The sequence below is a fragment of the Bordetella muralis genome, from assembly GCF_965139205.1.
Taxonomy (GTDB): Bacteria; Pseudomonadota; Gammaproteobacteria; order Burkholderiales; family Burkholderiaceae_B; genus Bordetella_A; species Bordetella_A muralis.
The window spans coordinates 1-22,479 of the sequence record NZ_CBCSIU010000009.1 but is presented as its reverse complement, the minus strand read 5'-3'; the positions used below and the strand labels follow the sequence as shown (position 1 = coordinate 22,479).

Sequence of the window (22,479 nt, the reverse complement as noted above, 5' to 3'; positions counted from 1 at the left end):
TACTGGGTAGTGGACGCGCACCTGTGAAGCGCAGCATGCTCAGGACAATGGCCGCTGACTAGAGGAGCGAAGACGGTACGCGTTGTACCGTGCGGCTGTGCTCAGTGCGGGCTTGTACTGCAGTCGTTAAAAAGGGGGCTGGCGCCCCCTTTTTAACGATGCTCCTCTACTGTGCAAGATTGCGCCGCTCTGACGGCGTCAGGCTTGCCAACTGTTCGGACGTCAGGGAGCCCGTGCCGACGACTTGGACCACGCCGTTTGGACGATAGGACAGCGGCTGGATGACCGACGCAGACGAGCTGGCGGGCGGCGGCGCGCTGCTGATGGGTTCGTTGCCAAAACCCAGAATCTGGACGTTGATGATCGAGGGCAACGCACGCTGGGCGGCGGCACGTGCACCTCTTGCCGCATCAGATGCGGCAGAGGCAGCAGTGGATGCCGCTGCGCTGGCGCTGGTCAACGCGCCGACGTTGACTGTCGCCACCATCGGGATCCCCGTGGATTCGCCCTGCACCTGGATGTTCTCCGCATTGACCACACGCAATGCGGCAATGTTGACGTCGCCTGACACCCGGATACCCGCCTCGCCCGCATCGACGGTACCCAACGGCGCAATCAGGTCGATGTCGCCCGGCGGGATTTCCGGGATGGGATTCAGTGTGGCGATGCCCGCGCCGGTCGTAGGCGCGGAGGGAGACAACGCGATGTTGCCTACGCTGTCGTATTCCCGGCGCTGGGGCGTATAGACCATGCTGGTCTTGCTGCCGCGGCCGGCGTTGATATCTCCCTCAGCAGACCAGGCCAGGATGCTGCCGCCAAAAGTCGTGAATATACGGCTCTGGCCCATCAAGATGCTGTCGAGCGCGTAGAGATTGATATTCCCATCGCCCTGCGTGATCACGCCCGAACCCGGACCTGGATTGAACCCGCCATCGATGCCCACCAGGGTACGGCCGCCTGGCGTCATGATGCTGATATCGCCCCCGAAATTGGTGTGGATACCGGCGTCCAGTACATCGTAAAACGACACGTTGTAACCCGGGCTGCCCATCGCTTCCCACTGCGCCTTGGTAATGTAGGTCACGCCCGGTGTGGGACGGGTGCGGCCAATGTTGTTGGATACATAGTCGGCGTTAAAGTAGAGCGCGCTGCTGAACATTGTCAGGTCGCCCTCGTACGTCAGCGCCCGGCCTTGCACATCCTGTGCGGGGAACAGGGTGGCGATGGCTTCGCGGCCGCGCAGATAGCTGCCAAAGCGCTTGCCGTCGGGATCGTTGTACTCGCGGCCCGACTCGCGCAGTTCCGCGTAATAGACATTGCGCAGGAAGGCACGCTGCTGATCCGACGGCAAAGCGTTAAAAAAGGCGCGCGCGTCCGTGGTGGCCGCATCGAAGTGCAAGCCCAGGCCATTGGCACCACCGAAACGTTCGCTCAACCAATTCACCAAGCGCAGTTGGCTTTCCGCTCGGAATTCGCGCGCGAGCGATCGGTTGCCAGCGCTGCGGCCCTCGGCCGTTGCAGTGACGCGCGCCGCATCGAGTTCGGCTTGTTTCTGAGCCAGGAACGCTTCGGCCCCGGCTTCATCGCCGGTATAGCCAAACTCACTTTGCAGCCATTGCCCCAGCGTCAGCTCACCACCATAGGTGATCACAGCCTTGCCAGGCTGGTCGGCGAAGGGCAGATCCGGATTTGCCTGGTTGTCCGGATTCAGATAACGCTCGGCAAAGGCATCCCAGTATGCGCCCTCTCCCATGCCGGCCGAGACCGAGATACCGGCGCCGCCGCTGCGCTCGCCCGAGGACGCGGCGCCGCTGATCGGCCCCAGACTCTTCAGCTCGCCTTTGTTGCCCAGATAGACGTGGCGCCCCGCCGAAACATCGAGCAGGCCTGGGCCCAGAATATAAAAGCTACTGTCGCGCACATCGCGGCCGGCTTGAACGACGGAGATATCATCGCCATAGGCGTGAGCGATGAGATTACCGCGGGTCGAGACGTTGCCGGCCCGTTGGGTGCCTGCCGTCGGATCTTTCTGACCCAACGGCGTGCCGGAATTGGTAATGTCGCGACCGGCACGAATCGCCACCGGGATCGATGCTTCGTAGCGCGCTTGCTCAAAGCCCGCTTGGAAATCCCCCAGAACAGCCTGTCCCACGCGCAGGCCAACGATATCGCCATTGACCGCGTAATAACGCGCGGGCTCCCGTCCTGCCGTCGCATAGGCAGACGTGACGGCGTTGCCAAAGGTGAACAACGCCGCCGAGTTCATGCGTCCGCCGGTGCCCACCGGCGACGCGTCATAGCTGCTCAGAATCCAGTCGTTATATCTTTGCGTTTCAGGCGCTGCATTCGTGATCAGCAGAGGGTTGAATCCAAACTGGCCGCCGCCCGTCTCGGCCACCATACCGACGAAACCGGGCCGGAAGGGACTGGCCATGGACAAGGGATCGGCAGTGGAGGCTGAGAATACGTAGCCCGCACCTTGAATCGACTCCTGGGCCAGCAACTGCAGTTCGCCTTTGCCGGTAGCGTTCGTAAACTGCTCGCCTACGGGTGACGGCGCCAGCACCGTACCGTAGCCGTAACGTATGAACGGGCCACCACTTGCAGATGCGACACTAGCGCTGGCGCCATAGTACACACTGCCATTGGCCGCTGCCGCGCGCAGAATGGACGGGTAGAAATAACCGTCGCCGTTGGCCGACTGGTTACGGCCGTTGCTGCCCCAGCGCACGTCCTCGGTGCCACCCCGTTCGTCCCACGTTGTGGTCGGCGTCAGGCTTCCTCCTGCGCTAAACAGATCAATCGCCGTGGCTGGCGTCCATAGCGAAAACCAGCTCCAGCCGTCGCCGTCATGGCGGGTGCCTTGATAGGTGAAAGGCGTCGAATTTAGCAGCAGCGTACGTCCCGGATCGGCTGCACCGCCCAACACCAGATCACCGCGCGTCTCGATGCGTGCAGGAGCATCGCCCAGCACGACGATGGGCCCGCCGGCGGCACTGCCGCGCCCGGCCGTATACACATCGCCCAGGCGTGAGTCCATCTGGCCCAGGTCGCCATAGCCCAACTTCACGCCCCCAATGGCGCCCGCATCGATGGACAGCGTGCCACGCAGATTGACGAAGGTGCTGTTGAGATCGTGTTCGTTGATCCGCAGTTCGGGGTTGGGATTCAGTGTCCCGCCTAGGCGCAACTCGAGGTCGCCGCCGCCTGTCTGCACCAGTTCGCCCGCCTGCGTGATGCGGCCGGTACTGGCCACGACCAGGTTCAGCCCCTGGCTGCGCGGCGTGTGGAACGAGACATTCGTCATCGCCTGTATCCCGCGTGGGTCGATCATGCCTGCGTCGCCGCCGGCTTGCACGGTCAGATTGCCGCCCCCCAGTGTGCCGATGCCGGTAAATCCCACCAGGAAGGGGTCGTTGCTGAATAATCGTTGGTTATAGGGGTCGCGCTGCCCAGTCGCATCACCCGCGACATAGGTACCGAAGTTGACCCACCATGCCGTCGGCACCGCATCCGCACCTGCCTCGACACTGCCCGACCCTTGACGCCATAGCCAGTTGCCGATGGCGGTGGTCGCGATCTGCTGACGCGTGTTGTAGAAGGTATAGCCCTCGGGGTCGAGGCGATTGTCGTTGTTGCCGACCAGATCCCCCTTGAGATCGCCTTGGGCGCGCACCAGCACGTTGCCGCCGTGCTCCGGATACCAGGCCTGATACAAACTGCCGGCGCCGCCATCGACTAGCGCCTCGAAGCCTGCCCCTTCAGGACGCAAGACGGTGCCGTCGCTTAAGCGGCCGCGCACCTGGTTATAGCCGCCGCCCGTGGACGTCGATGCGGTGCCGGCGGTATAGACGCCATACAGCGAGGTCATCTCGAAATCGCCGCTAGAGATCAGATCAAGGTCGCCCGTGCCGGTACGTACCACGCTGAACAACTGCTGGCGCGCGGGGCGGTAGGCCTCGACCTTGTCGGGAGGCGTCGCCGGTGTGTCGAACTGGGCGATGTTGTCACCAAAGCCGAAAATGTTCAGATCCGCCGGAGACTCCCACATCAAGCCCCACATCACCATTTCGTCGATCTGCGCCTGCGTGATAATCTCGCCCGCCGCCGGCACGAAGCTGAAGAAATAGCCGCCCGTCAACACCTCCGACAGCTGCGTAAACCCGCTCACATCGCTCCAACGGTAGATCGCGGGTGACCCCGTACCGGGTACCTCGCGCACGTCGACGCCTAGGCCGAAGTGGGTATCGGACAGGCGAAGGCGAGTCGTACTGACGGGCTGGATCAGGCGCGAGTCGGCGGCCTGCAGATCCGCGCCGGCCACCATCCGGATGTCCCAGGACTGCGAGCCAGCGGCAAGCATGGGCGCCAGTGCCAGAGTGCGGCCTTGGGTATTGTCGATACCGACAGGACGCAAATTCACCATTTCGACACCGCCGGGCAACACCACGTCGGTTTCTGACGGCACCACAGCACCCTTGGCCAAGGCCAGCGGCTGGCTGAGTGTCATGGCCACCGGCAGCGCTACGCCTTTGGGCCACACCGTGGCGGCAATCTGGGTCTGCGCGGGCAAGCGGAAACCGGCACCAAGCTGCATGCCGGGCTCCAGCGTCAATGGTGTCTGCAGGACCGTGCCGGCCGCGAGCACGACGTTGCCGGCGACGTCGTGCACCGCGGCACCCAGCACCGTGCCGGCAGACAAAGTCAGGCTCTGGGCCAGCGGCATGGCGGCAGGCAGCAGCGTGCCCGCAGGCAAGCTCAAACCCGCAACCGGCAGATCGTAGTTCAGCGTGCGGCCGCTCGCGAACTTGGTGCCGGTCTCCAGCGTGGCCATACCGCCATGCGGAATGACGAGATCCCCACCAAACGGCATGCGCCCGGCAGGCAGCACCCAACCATTATCATCCGCGGTCACGCCCTGCTTGGACGTGTCGAAGCCGTCGGTAATGCTGCCGAAAATCGCCAGGTCGCCCTGTGCGCGCAACACGAGCGCGCCGGCTTCGCCAGAACCGTAAACCGCCGTTTGCTGCGTACGCGGATTGACACTGGCGTAACGATACCGCGACAGGTCGATATCACCGTCGACGTGCAGACCGCCATCGGGATTGACCGCCGCGTTACTGACAATCTCTACACCAGGACGCAGGTGGAATTGTTCACCATAGCCGCGCAAGCCCCCCAGCTTGCCATTCATCAACGTCCCGTTGGCCAGCGCGTTGTCGATAAAGGCAACGCTATCGTTGTGTTTGGCATCCAGGTAGGCCTGGTCGATGCGCTGATAGGTACGGCCATCCACGGAAACATCGGTGCCCGGGGCCGCATCGTCATACGTGTAGAAAGCATTGACCGCAATGGATTTCGCCCCGGTGATCGCCACGGCGCCACTGGCGTCGATATCGACGTCATCGCCCCTAGCACCCCCCAGGCGCGGTGCATTGAGCGCCACGGTGCCGTAGTTCGCGTTCGCGCCATCCACACTCAAATCCATACGAGCACCGTTGCTCAACACCAGGCGGCCATGGCCCGCGTCGATCTCGATGATGGCGCGGTTAGGCGCGTCGATGGCCTGTCCATAGCTGTCGCGGCGCAGCGCGCTTGCGCTCGCATCCAGTACGGCGCTGCCGACAATGGTCACGCCGTTGTTCGCGGCCAGGCGAATGCTGCCAGCCTGCTCACCGCTCGCATCGACCAGACCTGACACCGTGAGGCTGCCATTGTCCACAGAGATATTGATCTCCCGAGCTTTGAGTTCGCTGCCTATCGCGAGATTGCCTTGCTTGAGCTGGAAGCTGCGGCCGCCAAAGACCTGGCCCTGCGTCAACCGCTCGTTGAGTCCGGCAAAATCGGCGATATTCTGTGCGCGTACATCGATATAGCCGCCGGCAAATGGCACGATGGTTCCACCCGCATCGTAGCGGCCGGTGCTGGCGCCCTGTATGCTGCCCTTCAGGTCGGCTGCGCCTTCCAGTGCTATCGCCGTCAACCGGCCGGCGCGGTTGTTGTCCGCCGCAATGTTGATCGTCGATGCGGCATCCTGAACGATGTTGCCATGACGGCTCTGGAGCGTGATGTCGCCGCCCCAGCTATATTTGCTGACGTCAAAGAAATCGATTTTGCGGCCGGCCACATCCAGTTGCGCACCGTCCTCCAGACTCACATCGCGTTGCGCCGACAAGGTGAGTTTGCCGCTGGGCAGCAGCATGGCGGTGTCCACGACGAGACGGGTGCCCGCATCCAGCGACAGCTCGGCGCCCAGAGCGCCGGCGGCCATGGCGTGGTCAAGAGACGGCGCGGCAGAGCCTGCCGGCGCAACCACGGTAATGGCGCCACCGGCCTTGATGTGGTTCACCGAGCCGGCCTGGCCGGATAGCAACGGCGTATTGATGTTCAGATTGCCGCCGCTGTATCGCCATGCCTTGGTCGTCTCGTCCCACGCGCCTTGGGATTGATACACCGCCAGGGCGCCTTTGTGGTTGGCGGTAATACGCCCGCTGGCATTCAGATCGACGTTGGCAAAGCCCAGCGCCAGCCGCTCGTGCATTCCCACCGAATCGGGCTGGCTCTGCGGCCCATAGCCGAATTCGATGGTATCAGCGTCAATCACGAACCGGCCGCTGCCTGTGCCGGCGCCTGCCGCGATGACGGGGCTGGCGGGCGACGTTGCGCCATTCCAGACCAGCGTGCTGGTCTGGATGCGCGCGACATCGTTGGCGCCGCCATGACCATAGATAGCGGGGGTTCCCAATACCAACCGTTCCAGCGCCGACTCGCCCGTTGCCGGGTTGAGGGTGCTCAGATCCACATTGCCGTAAAAATTGATCGAATCACTGGCGTTCAGGACCAGGTTTTCCAGCGCGGGAGCGCCAGTGGTGGTATCGCCTCGCAACAGGCGATCGAGCACAGCCTGGTTCAGCGTCAAGCCCGAGGGCAGGACGCCGTCAGCGTTCGCTTGGGCCAGCGAGGCAGCACTGCCCACGTTGATACCGCCCACCGCCAGCACGAGGTTACGCGTGCCATAACGCACCGACTCGCCCAGTTCGAACGATTTGTTGGTGGCGGCGGTAATTGTGCCTTCGGAATACAGCACGGTTTCACCGGCGCAGCTTGCCCCCGCGGCGCAAGTCCCGATGTGCAAATACCCGGCGCNNGCCGACGTCGAGGGATCGTCGGCGGTCGGCGACATCACGTTCAACCAGCCATTGGTCACGGCCAGCACCCCGTTCTGACCGGGGCTCAACACATAGCCATCGTTCGAGTCCCAGGGCGCGCTGCCACGCCCCAAGGTATTGACACCCGCGCCCTGTTCGATGGTCAGCCCTTGGGTCTTGTTGTTGACCACCAGGAATACCGAGGCCGCTTCGAGCACGGCCCCCTGACGCAGGATGAGTTCACCGGTGGAGCTATTGGCAAGGCCGACCCGCCAGGAATCCTGCGTCGACAAGCCATCGACATTCTCTTTGGTAAACATGGACGTCGGCGTACCGCCGATACTGATGCCTGCGGCGCCCAGACCGTTGAGCGTCCGTGCATAGACAGACGTGCCCTCGAACCCCTCAGTCGGCGCTGCACCATCGGCGAGTATCTCAATACGGCTGCCGTTCAGAACCACCGTGCCGCCGTGCCCGCCCTCGGCCGGCGTGAAATCTGCGGTCCCGGCGGCGATATTCAGCTGGCTGCCTGGCGAGAGACTCAATTGACGCGCATCGCGCTCTAGCTGAGGGCGCGGTGCGCTGTCGCGCAGAGCCCAGTCCATGCCGAATTGTGCGTAGCCGGTCTCGTTGTATTGCGAATAGCTACGTAGCGTGTCGGCCGGCGTCAAAATAGCCTGAGTGGTCTGTACATCGGCGATGCCGGTGTTGCGAATGTTCAAACGAGCGGCCGTGGTGTAAGACCGGTTGCGCATGACGCCGCCACTGCCAAAGGCCACCTGATTCGGCGCCAGCCCATTGAGCTCTACACGGAAGGCGCCCGGCAACAAGGCGTAGGTGGATGGCAACAGCGTATAGGTCCCCGGGGGAAGGCCCGGCACACCGGGGGCGATGGTGATCTGGCGCCCTATTGCCGGATCACCCGCACCGTTCTCGGCAGCAATCGGCGCCACGACCGGTTGCAGACCCGGGACGACGGCGTAGACCGGGTTGCTATCCAGCCCCGGCTGGGTAAAGCCGTTGCCATCCCACTCCACCTGCATCAGCGGGTTCAAGCGGGCATCGGTAGAGCCGCCACGCCCCGTCAAAAAGCCCGCGCCTGTCAATTCGCCACCGCCGGACAAATCGATCCGGGCGCCCTCCTGCACGTCGATGCGGTCGGCTATCAAGTGCACATTGCCCAGCCCCTCTCCCAGTCCGGAAAACCGCGCATCCGACCCAGCATAGTTGTAGGTCAGGCCATCGACCGTGCCGCCATAAGGCATGATCAGGCCGGCTGCGCTGACCGACGAGATGCTGCCGGGGCGCATCACAATCGTGCCCGGTGCCTGGTTGTTCGTTGCGCGGGGACCAAACTCCAACACGCCTAGCGGCGCACGCACGACACCGCTCTGATTGATATTGAGCGACATCAGGCGCAAGGTGCCAAAAGCCGAGTACGGCACGGGCGGCGTCTCGGCGCCACTGCGCTCGATGCGCAGGCTGCGTTCGGGGTCGAATAGAACCTGAAAGTTGCCCCACATATCAACTTGGCCCTTACGCCCCGCAATCACCTCGGCTATCGCACCGGTGGCGGGATAAATCTGGCTGGCGGCCAGCACGAGATCGCCCTCTGTGGTCAGCGACGTGCGGTCGCTGACCGTGTGCTTGAGGAAACGCAGATCGTTCTGACTGCGCAGCGCCAGCAATTCGAAACCACGGCGCGAAACGATCGTTCTGTCGCTTTGCGTCGAGTGCCCATAGGCGCCGAACGCAACCTTGTTGAGCACGTCCAGCACGCCCGCTTCGATCTGCAATTGCGTGGCATCCTGCAACTCGACCATGCCGCCCACTGCGGTGGAGGGGGCAATCAGATCGGGCAAGGTATAGGCGTCCTTGCCAAGGCGCGAGTGCCCCGCCACACGCACATAGGGCGCGGCCAGATTCACGCGCGCGCCTACGGGCGCATCTGCGGTGAGCGCAATGGCGCGCGAGGCCAGATTCAAACTCTGCCCCAGCCTCAGATCGACACCGTCGCCCAGCGACAAAACGCCAGTCACCAGCATGGACAAGTTATCGAACCCACCCGCTTCGACGCGGTCCACGCCGATACGCCCACGACCGTAGACCAGCGCCGGATCGGCTTGGCTCGGACGCAAGTCCGCCGCGAGACTCTCGGGCGTCTGTTCCTGTACCAACTGCAGTTCCCGGGGCGCCAGCACGCGATCGGTCGGCAAGCCGGCGTTACGATAGGCTGGCGCTTCCAGCGCCAGCGATAAGGTACCGCCAGACGCGCCCGCGCCGCCGGCCGCTGCCCGCATGTCGCCGTCCAGATACAGGCCGTTGAAACTCGCCAGATGTATCACCCCGCCATCGGATGCTAACTGGGTCGGGCCCTGGCCGGGCAAATGCACTGTGGCGGCAGCGCCGGATGCATCCAGGCGCGCGCCGTCTCGAATGACGATGAATTGATCGATCGCTCCAGCCTGCGTGGCATAGGCGCGATATTCGCCTCCGATTTCAATACGGCCGCCATCAAGCACCACACCGTAGCGCTGCCCTTGCACATCCACTGCCGTCCGGGCGACGCCCGCCACGTTCAACCAGGCCTTGCTGCCGATCCATACCGAACGGTCGTGACCTTTCAAATCACCCACATCCTCATTGCCGAAGCCCAGGCCATATACCCCGATCCGGCCACCGGCTGCATGCAATTCGCCGTCGATGGTGATCTGGCCGTTGCCATTCAGAACGATGCTGTGTCCCGGATCAACCTCGACACGAGTGCCCTCGGCAATGGCCAGCGTAGGTGCCTCGCCCCCGACGACCGTCGTGCGTGCGCCTCCAGCGGTCAAGACGAGATCCGCACCGGCACGTTGTGCCAGCACACCTTGCTTGGGTTTTTCGGCAAACAGCGGCGGCTGCCACATCGTCAATACGGACTGCAGGTCCGCACCCGTGGCCACGTCACGCACCAGGGATAAATCGGCTTGCAGCACAGGCATCGTCACGTGCAGATCGGCGTCTGGCGCCACCGCCAGGCCCGCGTTGCCCGTGATGTCGTAACGCGAGAACCCCTGTTGAAAACGCGCAGCATCCAAGTGCAGCATGGACTCGACTGCCACTGTCTGTGGCAGACTCGACCCGGCGCGGATCAAGGTACCGGCCGCATACGTCACATCGCTTGCCGCAATAGCACCGGCTTTAAGCACCCCAGCGGTCGGCGCGATCGCGACACCGTTGGGCAGGACGGCCGCATCGACGACATAGCTGGCCGGGAAATTCTGCGGATTCACGATGGACGTAATAACCGTGCCTGCCGGTAGCGTCGGCGGCGTGCTCCAGCTGTAACCGTTGACCGTGAGATATTGGCCATTAGACAACGTCACGCTGTAGCTGGAGCTTTCGGTGGCTGCCTTTGGCAAAGTCCACGCGGCGCCCAGTGTCAGCCAGCTGGCCGGATTCTCGGCGATCACCCGCGGCGCCCCGCCGATGACATCCCCCGGATTGGCGTGCGTACGGGTGTAGTGATAATCCACCGGCAGAACCGCTCCCGCAGCGACGGTGAAAGCCTCTTCAGTAACCAGGTCCACCGGCGAGCTATCCCCCGCCTGAAGGAAACCGTTGCTGCCGGCCACTTCGCCGCCGATGACGATCACATTGCCGGTTTGCAACGTCAGCGTGCCGCCGCCCTTGATGCCGCGGCTGCGCAACTCGCCTTCGATCTCCAGCCGCCCCTTGGGGCCGCCCGCTACCGAATAAGCGTCGGCAGACAATGTGATGCTGCCGCTTTTGCCTCCCTGCAGACTCTGATCCTCCAGCAGCGCCGCGCCTGCAGAAACATCCAACAGAGCACCCGCGCCCACACGTACGTCGCCACTGCTGCGCAGCGTGATGCTGCCTCCATTGACGAAAGGCAGGGCATTGATATTGGCATCATCCAGCAGCAGATTGCTCCACAGGCCACGCGCGTCCAGCGTGATGCCATCGCTGATCGAAACGCGCGCTGGATAAGCGGCCTGAGCCCCCGCCCCCGTCAGTGGCAACGACTGCCAACCCGTGGTGTTGCCGACGTACTGATCGACCATATTGCCCAGGGTGATGGCACCCCCGCGAGCAACCAGATCGGCATTCACGTTCACCTGCGTGGCATGCAGCGCGATCTCGCCACCAGGCGCGACCTGCACGGCTTCGTCAGTCTGGATCGCGCCTTTCGCATAGGCGCGCAGCTCACCCAATTCCAGGCCGTTGAGCCAGGCAGCATCCAGCACGATGCGCGTCGACTCGTCGGCTGGGGTCTCGTTTGCCGCGCCGCCCGATACAGGATCAGTGGCAGGAGCGGTACCGGGGCTCCCCTGCAGCAAGCCGATCACAATGTCATCGACCATCGCCCCGGGACTGAATCGCAGGTTCCCGGTCGCTTCGTCATAGACCGGAGTCCAACTACCGATGATCAATCCACCGCGACGCCCTACCGCCATCTGGCTTTGACGGTAGCCGTCCAGCGTGGACACCGGCGTCGTCAGTTGGCGCGAGCCTTGGAAAACTTCGGTCTCGATGTCTCCGGCCAACATCGCTGCCTGAGTACTGATAATCAAGCGGCCTGCATCGCGGCCCACGGTATAGCCTTCCTCCCAACGCGTACCCTGTGCGACCAGCGGATTGACCCAGGTATCCGTACGGCCCCAACGCACACTCTCGCGTTGATATCCCTGGTACAGGCCTTCCTGGTAGAGCAAGTCGCCCGGAGCGCGGTCTGCGGTGTACAGCCGGCCATCCTGGCCGCGCACCCAGCTTTGCTTGATGTAGCCGCTTTGAACGTCCAGCGTCCCCCCTGACAGATTGATGCTGGAACCCGCGCGCGTCGCCACATTGCCGCCGGCAAAATTCACGGTTCCGCCCTGTGCCATCCACTCGCCGATCGTATGGCCCGTCGTGCCCAGGTAGCCACCTACCTCCAGCAAGCCGCCAGGCGTATACCAGCGATCCGTTTCATATCCACCCGTGCCGGCCGGCACCAGCACCAGATAACGGCGATCCACCCACACATTGTTGTTGTTCAGATTGCCGGTGTCGCGGTTACCCGGCGCGTCGCGCTGCTCGTTGCCCTGGATATTGATCTGCACATTGTTGGCCGCCATTGCGACCTGCACGCCCACGGCGCCGGACACATCCACGGCAGCGCTTTCATGTACGGTCGCGGAGCCCTGTGCCATCACGGCGACTTGCCCTCCGGTCGCCAGCGTCAGGCTGCCTGCGCTGAAATCAACGCTCTGACCAGACACAATCTCGATACGCGACTGATCGCGCCGATCTGCCATCGTGGACAGGTTGTCGAACGTCCCCGTGATTCCCCCTCGACGTTGCGCGTCGAGTTGAGCCGACTCCTCGATCAAGGTCTGACGTTGACTGTCAAAAGCGGTCTGTCCGTCGTTTTCCAACAGGATGGCAGTCACCGAATCCTGTCCCAACGTCACTCGGCCCTCTGCATCGGCAGCACTGTTGAGCAGGTGAATCGTGCCGCGCGTATTCACGGTGGTCGTGGACAGCGCCACGCCTTCCTGCCGTACATCGCGCCCCGCCAGCGTGATGTCGCCCTCGCGGGATTGAATCAGACCGGTATTGCTCACCCGGCCACGCTGGATGGCGGGATCGATCAGCGCCCCATCCAGTCCCGGCACCGCCTTGGGCGCGACTTCGTTGCCGCGTGTCGTGGAATACGCCGTTCCGCCCGCCGAGCTGTTGGAGACGAGGCCCTTGCGTATGACGAAACTATCGCCTGCCGCCAATTGTGTCTGGCCCTTGCGAGTCGTGATTTCTCCGTCGTTGTGCACCTCTTGGCCCAACAGCAGCACATAACCCCCGCCCTGCGTCACACTGGCCGGCTCATGGGTTTGCACCAGCGCTCCCGCCTGCACCGTGACTTTGCCCAACGCATCGGTAAACGTAGCGGTGTTATTGTCGGCGCCGTACAGCCCACGGCTCAGGAATTGATCGTTACTGATCTTCGCGGCGGCTACCACCAGATTGCGCACATTCACCTGGCTGGTGCCGGTAAACACGACCCCGTTCTGATTCACCACCATCACCGTGCCGTCCGCCCGGACCGAACCCTGGATCTGGCTCGGGCTCGTTGAAGCCCCCGTCACCCGATTCAAGACCGCCCAGTCGGGCTGCGCCGTGCGCGCGCCCGTACGGTCGGCCGCATTCGCATAAGTCGCCTGGTCGAATACGACTTCGGTATTGCGCCCCACGTTAAAGGTATCCCAGTCCAGAATCGCCTTGGACTCGGTCTGCTCGATCGTGACGGTCGTATTGCCATTGGCCGCCTTGCCGACGACCGCCCGCTTGCCCGACACGCCGATCCAGGGCAGGTTCTGACCACTGGCGTCTTTGTCCCATAGCCCGCCCTGTGTCAGCCCATTGGGCGAATCCGTCGCCAGCGCCTGGCGATCGCGTTCCTTGCGCCAGGCCTCCATTTGACGAGACTGTGCCCGAGCAATGGCACCCGCTTCACCGGCCACGCGATTCAGGTTCTCGACGGAGCGGCTCAGTTGCTGCTTTGCCAGCCGGCGCTGCGCTGCCGCCGTCTGCGTGTTCAAGCCCGGCGCATTCTGCCGCAGCGCGCGGGCTTTGCCTGCAGCATCCGCGCCCACCCACCATGCGCCGGCAGCGTAGGCATTCGGCATCCCGACAGACAGGGAAACACCCGTCAGCAACGCCAATGCCGACAACGAAGCAGCCAAAGGTTTCAGTCGAATAACGTGCCCTTTGCGGGCGGGCGAAGAACCGGCGGTGCGGGCGCGGCGGCTGTGCATGGCTTGAATCCCTTCTTATGCTGTCCTGGATTGACGCGGCAGTTCGGCCGCCTGAGTCAAGCCCTAGACGCGCCACCGGGCGCGGGATTGAACCGGGTCATAAAAATTTAACGTTGGCGTATTTCCACGCTGAAAAACGCTGCGCGAGTCTAGGCCCTCCCCTGTCCCACCAGCACGATCCCGCCGGGCAATTGCGTGATCGACGCGCCATACACATCGCGGATCAACGCAATGGCCTCGTCCAGACGATCCAGAGAAAAATGCGCCTGCACGGGATTACGGCCCAGCGCCGGATCGGTCAGCACAATGCGGCCGCGACGGTAGCGATTCAGTTCCTCAATCACCGCAGCCAACGGCACGCCATTGAAAACCAGCATACGCTGGCGCCATGCCGAAACCTGTTCCCCGTCGATAGGCATAGGCGTCGAGTGCCCTGCGTCGTCATAACTCAATTGCTGGGACGCCAACAGGCGCACCGGTGCCCCGCCGGGACCGCTTTCCACACTGACTTCGCCCTGCAGGCAACTGACATGGACCTTTGCATCGGTGTAGCGCACATTGAAACGGGCCGCCATGGCGGTGATCCGACCCGGACCGGCCAGCACTTGGCACATGGGCTCGCCGCCGGCACGTGCCGGGGTCAGGATTTCAGCCTCGCCCGCCACCAGTTCGATGCCGACCACACCGCCCATGGCCTGATCCTGCTGCACGTTGATGCGTGTCTGCGTGTTCAATTCGACCTGCAAGCCGCCAGCCAGCGTGAGTTGACGCTGCTCGCCCGTACCAGTGCGGTAATCAGCCTGCCATTCGGTCAGGCCGGGCCACAAGCCCAGCGGTGGCCGCACCAGCAAATACGCCGTTGCAGCCGTCACGGCGCCACCCAGAAAAGCGCGCCGGCCTGCACGCGCTGCCCACGAGCGGCTCGCAGGCACACGGCCAGCGATTTGTCGCGCCGCCGGCTGCATTTTTTGCCACACTTGCCGGGCCTGCGCGAACGCGCGTGCGTGCTCCGGGCTTTGCGCGCACCAGCACCGAAAGGCCGCACCATCAGCCTCGCTGACTCTTCCAGATGTCAGGCGCACGAGCCAAGCCTGGGCCTCGCGCTGCAAGGTTCTGCGATAACCACGACGGGTAAAGGGAAGGATCGCCATACTCATCATGACGTACGGCCAGCACCAGGACCGAATCGCTGGACATAATTTCTTTCAAGTTTGGCGCAGCAATGCTTCAGACCGGCACGCAACTCTTTCTCGACCATGCGCACGGAAATACCAAAGCGCAAGGCAATATCGCGGTGCGGCAGCTCCTCGACCCGAGCAGCGATGACGATCGCGCGCCGCCGCGGCGGCAGCTCATCCAACGCACGCTCCAGCTCTTGAATTTCGGCCCGTCCGGCGGCGATGCGCGACGGGTCCAGCACATCTCCCGCCTGCCCGCCGGCCAGCTCATCGGCCATGTCGTACAGTGCCTCGACCTCATCGACCGACAACAGCCTCGCCTGGCCCCGGCGCTGATCCTCAGCGGCATTGACGGCCATACGGAACAGGTAGGCGGAGGGGTAATCAATGGAGCCCGTCTCCGACAGGCCCTGGAGCTTTAGCCAAGCGTCGTGCAGGGCATCGTCGGCCAAGTCTTCCGAGCCCAGGCGCAGGCGCAGGCGACGCCTGAACGACTCGTACTTGGACAGAAACAACGCGCGCAACGCGCTTTGCGTATTGGACATGGCGGTCTACGGCATCTCGCCCGCCGCGCGGCATTCCTGCTCGGCATCGTTGCGTGGGGTCAAAAGGATCGTCAGCGGCTGGACCATGCCCTGCGGAGGCTTTCCGACAAACAAGCCCCGCAGACGCTGCCGCAGCAAGTTATCGCGTTGCGGCACACCCGTGGTGTCCAGGAGTTTGATCCGGTCTATTGAACCGGATTGCGTGATCCATAACTGCAGGGCAGCCCGATAGCGGCCAAAATCGCTGCCCTGCCAATGGCATAACGAGCGCGTCAAGGCTGCCTGCACTTTGCCCGCATAGGCGGCCACACTCCCCCCACGCCCCACGGCCCGCGGCTTTGCTTCGGGCCGTTCGGCCAGGGTGAACGAAGTAGAGCTGATGTAACGCACATGCAAACCCGTATCTGCAATCAACTCGAGCAAGGCCTGCGACGGCGTGAACAATCCACGCACGGAGGTCGATCGGCGCCCCGCCGTCAAACGGCTATCAACCAGTGCCGACCATCCGCTCGTCTGGGTAAAGGCATTCAGCGCTGCATCCAGCGGTTGGGCGGGAATGTCGAAAGCCATCACGCCGGACACCTCAGGAGCTGGCAAATGAGCCCAAGCCCCTGTAAAGGCCAGCAAGGCCATCGCCGCCATCGCGCGCCAGCCCAGGGGACGAACCTTGATCGGCACCTGCTCTACCGTCATGCCTCATTGCCGAGAAATAAATCACCGGCCAAACCTACGGCCAGCACGCGAGGAAAGCCGGGATAGTAGGCAGACGCCGTGACGGTTTCGTGACATGCCGAGCGTGCCCCAGGGGCAGCGAGTCTCCGCAAAGCATCATGGATCGCACCCCACCGCAGGGCATGCGGTGCCAGGCAGGAAGGCCCATCGCGCTCATCCCACAAGAAAGATCCATGACACCGCCGGAAACCCAATCTCACCGGTCCGAACGGGCGCTACACTGACGGCTCGAAGGAGCTGCATCATGCCCGCATCCAAATGGCTATTCCTTTCCGGTCTGGCGCTGTCTGCCACGGCCGTCGCGCAGTCAGACGGTACAGCCCCTCCACCGCCCCCCAGCGCATCCCCCTGTGTCGACGTCGAGGTAAACGGCTACCGCGCCCTGTCCTATGAGTGCCTGAGCGCCCAGATCGCGCCGTCCCCGCAGCGGCCTGTCGACAACCCGGCGCTAGCCTCCAAAGACACCCTTTCGCAGCCCGGAAACCAACTGGGGCTGTTCAACCGCTCGGCCACGTCCAATCGCATGGGCAACACGCTGGGCACCTCGGCCTACCCTCAGCGGCCTCCTCGCCCCTGAGTGCTCCTGTCCCCGTTTCCCCTGCCCAGCACGCTGGCAATCCCACCGGTTATCATCAACCTTTGTTCGCGAATCACGCACAAGGAATTTTTCTCATGGATTGCACGATCAACTGGGGCGGCCCGGACGGCATGCTGTTCGTGGCCCAGACTGGCAGCGGTCACATCGCCACCATGGACGGCGCCGTCGAAGGCGGCGGCAACAATCTGGCGCCGCGCCCGATGGAGTTGCTGTTGGCCGGCACCGGCGGGTGTACGGCATACGATGTCGTGTTGATCCTCAAGCGCGGCCGCCATGCGGTCACCGGCTGCAGCGTCAAACTCTCGGCCGACCGTGCGGAAACGGATCCCAAAGTCTTCACCCGGATTCATTTCGCCTTCACCGTCACGGGCAAGAACCTGCCACGTGCCGCAGTCGAGCGCGCCGTGCAGTTGTCGCACGAAAAATACTGCTCGGCGTCGGCCATGCTGGAAAAAACGGCAGAGCTGACGTTCTCAGTGGATATTGTCGACACACAGGAAGCCCAGGCCGCGTAAAGCGCCCTCCAGGCCGGCGTTACCCGGCTCGCCCCGCGAGGGGCTCTAGCAATTTGAGGCAGCTGCGCGCTTTTGCATGCCGCCTCGCCAGCAAGCCCGCATCGGCGGGCAGATCGCCATGAAACAATACCTTTCGCTTATTCAATCCATTCTCGATCACGGTGCGTGGCAGGAAAACCGCACGGGCATACGGACGCTGTCGCTGCCTGGTGCGGCGCTGCGTTTTGACCTGCAACAGGGCTTTCCCGCCGTGACCACCAAAAAGCTGGCGTTCAAATCCGCCATCGGCGAACTGGTAGGTTTCATGCGCGGCGCACGCAGCGCGGCCGATTTTCGGGCATTGGGCTGCAAGGTCTGGGACCAGAACGCCAATGAAAACGCCAATTGGCTGGCCAACCCCTATCGTGAAGGCCCCGATGACCTGGGCCCGGTCTATGGCGTCCAATGGCGCCGCTGGCCTGCATACAAGCTGCTGCCTCGCACGAACACGGCACAGATTCAGGACGCGCTAAACCGCGGTTACCGCCAGGTCGCCGAACCCGACGAAGACGGCGTACCTCACGTGCTGTTGTACAAAGCCGTGGACCAACTGCGCCAATGCCTGGACACGATCCAGAGCAACCCGCAGGATCGCCGCATCCTGTTCCATGGCTGGAACTGGGCGCAGATCGAGGAAATGGCCCTGCCGCCGTGCCATTTGCTGTACCAATTCCTGCCCAACGCCAGCACGCGCGAAATCTCGCTGTGCCTGTATATCCGTTCCAACGATGTCGGCCTGGGCACGCCGTTCAACCTGACCGAAGGCGCGGCGCTGCTGCACTTGGTCGGCCGCCTGACGGGCTACAAACCTCGCTGGTTCTCGTATTTCATAGGCGATGCGCATATCTACGAAAACCATCTGCCGATGCTGCGCGAACAATTGACGCGCGAACCCTATGCCGCGCCGCAATTGGTGCTGTCGGATCGCATTCCCGATTACGCAGTGACTGGAAAATATGAACCGCAATGGTTGGAACAAGTCGAGCCTACGGATTTTGTCCTGCACGGCTACGAACACCACCCCGCCCTGACGGCGCCGATGGCGGTGTGAGACCGAAGTCGTTGCAAAACTGGGCCATCCTCATCACTCGTTATTACTGCCATGTCCGCCTCGCCTCGCCTGACGCTAGTCGTCGCCTATTCTGATAACCGTGTGATCGGCCGCGACAATGCGCTGCCCTGGAAACTGCCAGGTGATCTGGCGCATTTCAAACGGACCACGCTGGGCAGTCCGATCATCATGGGCCGCAAGACATGGGAATCATTGGGGCGGCCATTGCCGGGACGCACGAACGTGGTCGTGAGCCGTAATACGGAATATGCCGCGCCGGGAGCTGTCGTGGTACCCACGCTGCAAGCCGCTGTTCAAGCCTGTGGCGATGTCGCTGATGCCTACGTCATCGGCGGCGCACAGATTTATGAACAAGCCTTGCCCCTCGCCCAACGGCTGATCGCCACTGAAGTGCATGCCGTTGTTGAGGGCGATGCGTTTTTCCCTGCATTACCCGCTGAACAATGGCGAGAAATATCGCGTGAGCCGCAGCCTGCCGAGAATGGCTACGCCTACGATTTTGTCGGATACGAACGCCGGGCCTGATCGTTATCGAAACAATGGCGCACGAACACCCGGCGATCATTGAGACAGTCACTGAACTCAAAGGCGCATGCCGTCTTGCGCCAATGCACCGGCCTGGAATTCGATCGCAGGCCGCTGTCTCGATCAGCGCTCGCCCGCCTGCACGCGCTGCAAGAATCGCCATAACTGCGGACCCTGCGAATACGCGACGTTAAAGCGTATCCAGGGAATATCGGCTTCGCCCGGGTCGAAATAAGAACCCGGCGCCAACCAGATGCCGTCTTGCAACGCCAACTCGGCCAACGCATTTGCACCAGAATGCATGCTGGGCTCGGGCAAGCGAGCCCATAGAAACAACCCGGCCTGCGGGCGCGCCCACACCTGCATACCGAGCTCATCCATCTGTTGCGTCACCTGCGCATGAGCCTGAGCCAGACGCTCGCGCGTACGGACGATGTGCGCGCGATAACGGCCCTCGCGTATCACCTGATACACAACACGCTCCATAATCTCTGGCGACGTCAGCCCCACCGCCATCTTGGTGCGGGCGATATCACGGATCAAATCCCGATGCGCGGCGATGTAGCCCACGCGGACCGACGGACTGATGACTTTGGAATAACCGCCGAGATACACCACACGCTGCGCGCCGTCCAGCGCAGCCAATAACGGCGCGGTACCTGGCATCAACTCGCGTGAGATATCGTCCTCGATGATCCAGAGATTATGTTGTTGCGCAGCCTGCAATACACGGAACGCATTCGCCATGGTCATCACGGCACCGGACGGATTTTGCAGCACCGTATTGACGAACAACGCCCGCGGACGATGCGCCTCGGCCGCCCGAGCCAACGCCTCGCAATCCAGCCCCTCCGAGGTCCGCGGCACACTGACGATCCGCAGCCCCGCCAAGCGCAACAGCGGCAACAGGTTGGCATAGCACGGCTGCTCGACCAGCACTGTATCGCCCGGCCGCAACAAGGTACGAATCACCACATCCAGACCATGCGCCACGCCCTGCGTGAGCACCACCTGATCCATCGTCACATCCAGGCCCTGCGTGGCGAGGCTGGCCGCCACCGTCTCGCGTAATGGCGCATAGCCGTACGGATGTCCATAACCCGCAATACGCAAAGCCGGCACACGCCCTAGATGCCGCAATGCTTGATGCAGCCCCTCCTCGTTCAGCCATTCGCCTGGCAACCATCCCCCTCCCGACTTGATAGGGATGGAATGATCCGCATAAATGTCCGATAGCAGCCAGCCCGCATTCAGCCGTGGCGGCTGCCATGGCGTTGGCAGTACCTGCGCATCCGATTTGGGCCGAGGCGCAACACGGTAGCCGGCGCCAGGCCGCGCGACCAGCCACCCTTGCGCCACCAACCGGCTATAGGCGCCCGCCACCGTAAACGTGCTGAGCTGATAGGTCCGGGCAAAATCGCGGATCGACGGCACAGGCATGCCCGAACGCAGCGTTTGGTCCCGGATGGCGCTGACGTAGGCGTCGACCACCTGGTCCACCAGTGTCGGCGCCTGATGACGGGTACGGACAGGCTGAAAATCGAACATATCAATACAGTTATAGGATTAAAACCAGTACAGTTCGCAAGCTTTGCACCCATTGTATATTTTCATCCTGTCCCGGCACGATCAGAATGGTTGCCATCCTGCTGCGTACCAGCGGCCCATCGCGCAGTTTCATCTGGAGCTTGCATCATGAACGCCCCCACCGATTTGCCCGACCTGTCCCATCTGTGGATGCCCTTCACCGCCAATCGGCAGTTCAAAAGCAAGCCGCGCCTGTTGTCCAGCGCCAAGGGCATGTACTACACCTCGGTTGACGGCCGCCAGATCCTGGACGGCACTTCCGGCCTGTGGTGCGTCAATGCCGGCCATTGCCGCGAAGAAATCGTACAAGCCATCGCCAACCAAGCCGCAGAGATGGATTACGCGCCCGGTTTCCAACTGGGGCACCCTTTGGCATTCGAAGCCGCATCGGCGGTTGCCGGGCTCATGCCGCAAGGCCTGGACCGCATCTTCTTTACGAACTCCGGCTCCGAGTCAGTCGATACCGCACTGAAGATCGCCCTGGCCTACCACCGCGCCCGCGGCGAAGGCCAGCGCACCCGCCTGATCGGCCGCGAGCGCGGCTACCATGGCGTGGGATTCGGCGGCATCTCCGTCGGCGGCATCTCGCCCAACCGCAAGACCTTCTCCGGCGCCTTGTTGCCCGCAGTCGATCACCTGCCGCATACCCACAACCTGGAGAAGAACGCCTTCTCGAAAGGCCAGCCCGCCTGGGGCGAACACTTGGCCGACGACCTCGAACGCATCGTCGCCCTGCATGACCCATCAACCATCGCCGCCGTCATCGTCGAGCCCATGGCCGGCTCCACCGGCGTCCTGGTTCCCCCCAAAGGCTACCTGGAACGCTTGCGCGCCATCACCGCCAAATACGGCATCCTGCTGATCTTTGACGAAGTCATCACCGGCTTTGGCCGTCTGGGTGCCGCGACCGCAAGCGAATACTTCGGCGTCACTCCCGACCTGATCACGATGGCCAAAGGGATCAGCAACGCTGCGGTCCCGGCAGGTGCGGTGGCTGTCAAGCGAGATGTCCACGACGCCATCGTCAACGGTGTACAAGGTGGCATCGAGTTTTTCCATGGCTACACGTATTCGGCCCACCCCTTGGCTGCGGCCGCTATCCTGGCTACGCTGGATATCTACAAGCGCGACAATCTGTTTGCCCGCGCCCGTGAGCTCGCTCCGGCCTTCGAAGCCGCGGCGCACGGCCTGAAAGGCGACCCCAAAGTCATCGACGTGCGCAACATTGGCCTGGTCACCGGCATCGAACTCGCACCGCGCGAAGGTGCACCCGGCGCTCGCGCTGCCGAAGTATTCCAAAAATGCTTCGACAGCGGACTCATGGTCCGCTACACCGGAGATACCATCGCCCTCTCGCCACCACTGATCATCGAGGAAAACCAGATCGCTGAGCTTTTCCAGCATATCGGTAATGCACTGAAAGACGTTGCCTGATAAATCGAATCGGGCTCTGATTGAATGGGCCTGAGCCGGATGTCTTTTGGGGGAGAGCGGATTCTTAACACGTTTGTCGCCGCCCGGCAGGCGTGACGGACAGGCCTGGTCGGCTGACTCACCCCCTGGACGGGGGTTCGGCCTTCGTCCGCAGAGGATCGGCGGGCCGGGGGCCAAACTCGCTCCGCTGCGCTCCACTCAAACATGGCCCCCGGACTTCCCCCGCCAATCCTCCACGGACTCGGCAGCCTCCGACAGGCCTGCCCGCCACGCCCCCCGGCTGCGGCAAACTCACGGCGGTAGAAGGGC

11 protein-coding genes are annotated in these 22,479 nt (G+C 63.0%); 5 read left to right on the top strand and 6 right to left on the bottom strand.

All coding sequences use genetic code 11. The features are described 5' to 3' along the window. Positions 1–166: 166 nt before the first annotated feature. From ACNA0I_RS14335 to ACNA0I_RS14315, 5 genes are all read right to left on the bottom strand, one after another. Positions 167–7,087 (bottom strand): filamentous haemagglutinin family protein, encoded by a 6,921-nt coding sequence (locus ACNA0I_RS14335; protein WP_415806686.1) that lies wholly within the window; start codon positions 7,085–7,087, stop codon positions 167–169. 61 nt (positions 7,088–7,148) lie between these two features. After that, positions 7,149–13,945: two-partner secretion domain-containing protein (locus ACNA0I_RS14330; protein WP_415806685.1), on the bottom strand; the 6,797-nt coding region annotated here is incomplete at its 3' end. Between the two features lie 149 nt (positions 13,946–14,094). Then, positions 14,095–15,096 (bottom strand): FecR family protein, encoded by a 1,002-nt coding sequence (locus ACNA0I_RS14325; protein ID WP_415806684.1) that lies wholly within the window; start codon positions 15,094–15,096, stop codon positions 14,095–14,097. Positions 15,097–15,101: 5 nt separating this feature from the next. Next, the gene (locus ACNA0I_RS14320) at positions 15,102–15,668 is read right to left on the bottom strand and encodes an RNA polymerase sigma factor (RefSeq protein WP_415806683.1); all 567 of its coding nucleotides are present in this window, start codon (positions 15,666–15,668) and stop codon (positions 15,102–15,104) included. A gap of 6 nt (positions 15,669–15,674) precedes the next feature. Next, positions 15,675–16,361, bottom strand: a complete 687-nt coding sequence (locus ACNA0I_RS14315; protein ID WP_415806682.1) for an STN domain-containing protein — start codon at positions 16,359–16,361, stop codon at positions 15,675–15,677. A gap of 283 nt (positions 16,362–16,644) precedes the next feature. On the opposite strand from ACNA0I_RS14315, the gene ACNA0I_RS14310 reads away from it, so the two are divergent. From ACNA0I_RS14310 to ACNA0I_RS14295, 4 genes are all read left to right on the top strand, one after another. Beyond that, the gene (locus tag ACNA0I_RS14310; protein WP_415806681.1) at positions 16,645–16,977 is read left to right on the top strand and encodes a hypothetical protein; all 333 of its coding nucleotides are present in this window, start codon (positions 16,645–16,647) and stop codon (positions 16,975–16,977) included. Positions 16,978–17,072: 95 nt separating this feature from the next. Beyond that, the gene (locus ACNA0I_RS14305) at positions 17,073–17,513 is read left to right on the top strand and encodes an OsmC family protein (RefSeq protein WP_415806680.1); all 441 of its coding nucleotides are present in this window, start codon (positions 17,073–17,075) and stop codon (positions 17,511–17,513) included. 118 nt (positions 17,514–17,631) lie between these two features. Next, positions 17,632–18,603: a thymidylate synthase gene (locus ACNA0I_RS14300; protein WP_415806679.1), complete on the top strand. Its 972-nt coding sequence runs from the start codon at positions 17,632–17,634 to the stop codon at positions 18,601–18,603. A 51-nt stretch (positions 18,604–18,654) separates the two neighbouring features. Next, complete coding sequence (locus ACNA0I_RS14295) at positions 18,655–19,149, top strand: dihydrofolate reductase (protein ID WP_415806678.1); 495 nt, start codon at positions 18,655–18,657, stop codon at positions 19,147–19,149. A gap of 123 nt (positions 19,150–19,272) precedes the next feature. Here the strand turns inward: ACNA0I_RS14295 and ACNA0I_RS14290 are convergent, their stop codons facing one another. Beyond that, positions 19,273–20,697, bottom strand: a complete 1,425-nt coding sequence (locus tag ACNA0I_RS14290) for an aminotransferase-like domain-containing protein (protein WP_415806677.1) — start codon at positions 20,695–20,697, stop codon at positions 19,273–19,275. Positions 20,698–20,844: 147 nt separating this feature from the next. Here ACNA0I_RS14290 and aptA point away from each other — a divergent pair, with 147 nt between their 5' ends. Further along, positions 20,845–22,170, top strand: a complete 1,326-nt coding sequence (gene aptA, locus ACNA0I_RS14285) for an omega-aminotransferase AptA (RefSeq protein ID WP_415806676.1) — start codon at positions 20,845–20,847, stop codon at positions 22,168–22,170. The last annotated feature ends 309 nt before the right edge of the window (positions 22,171–22,479 follow it).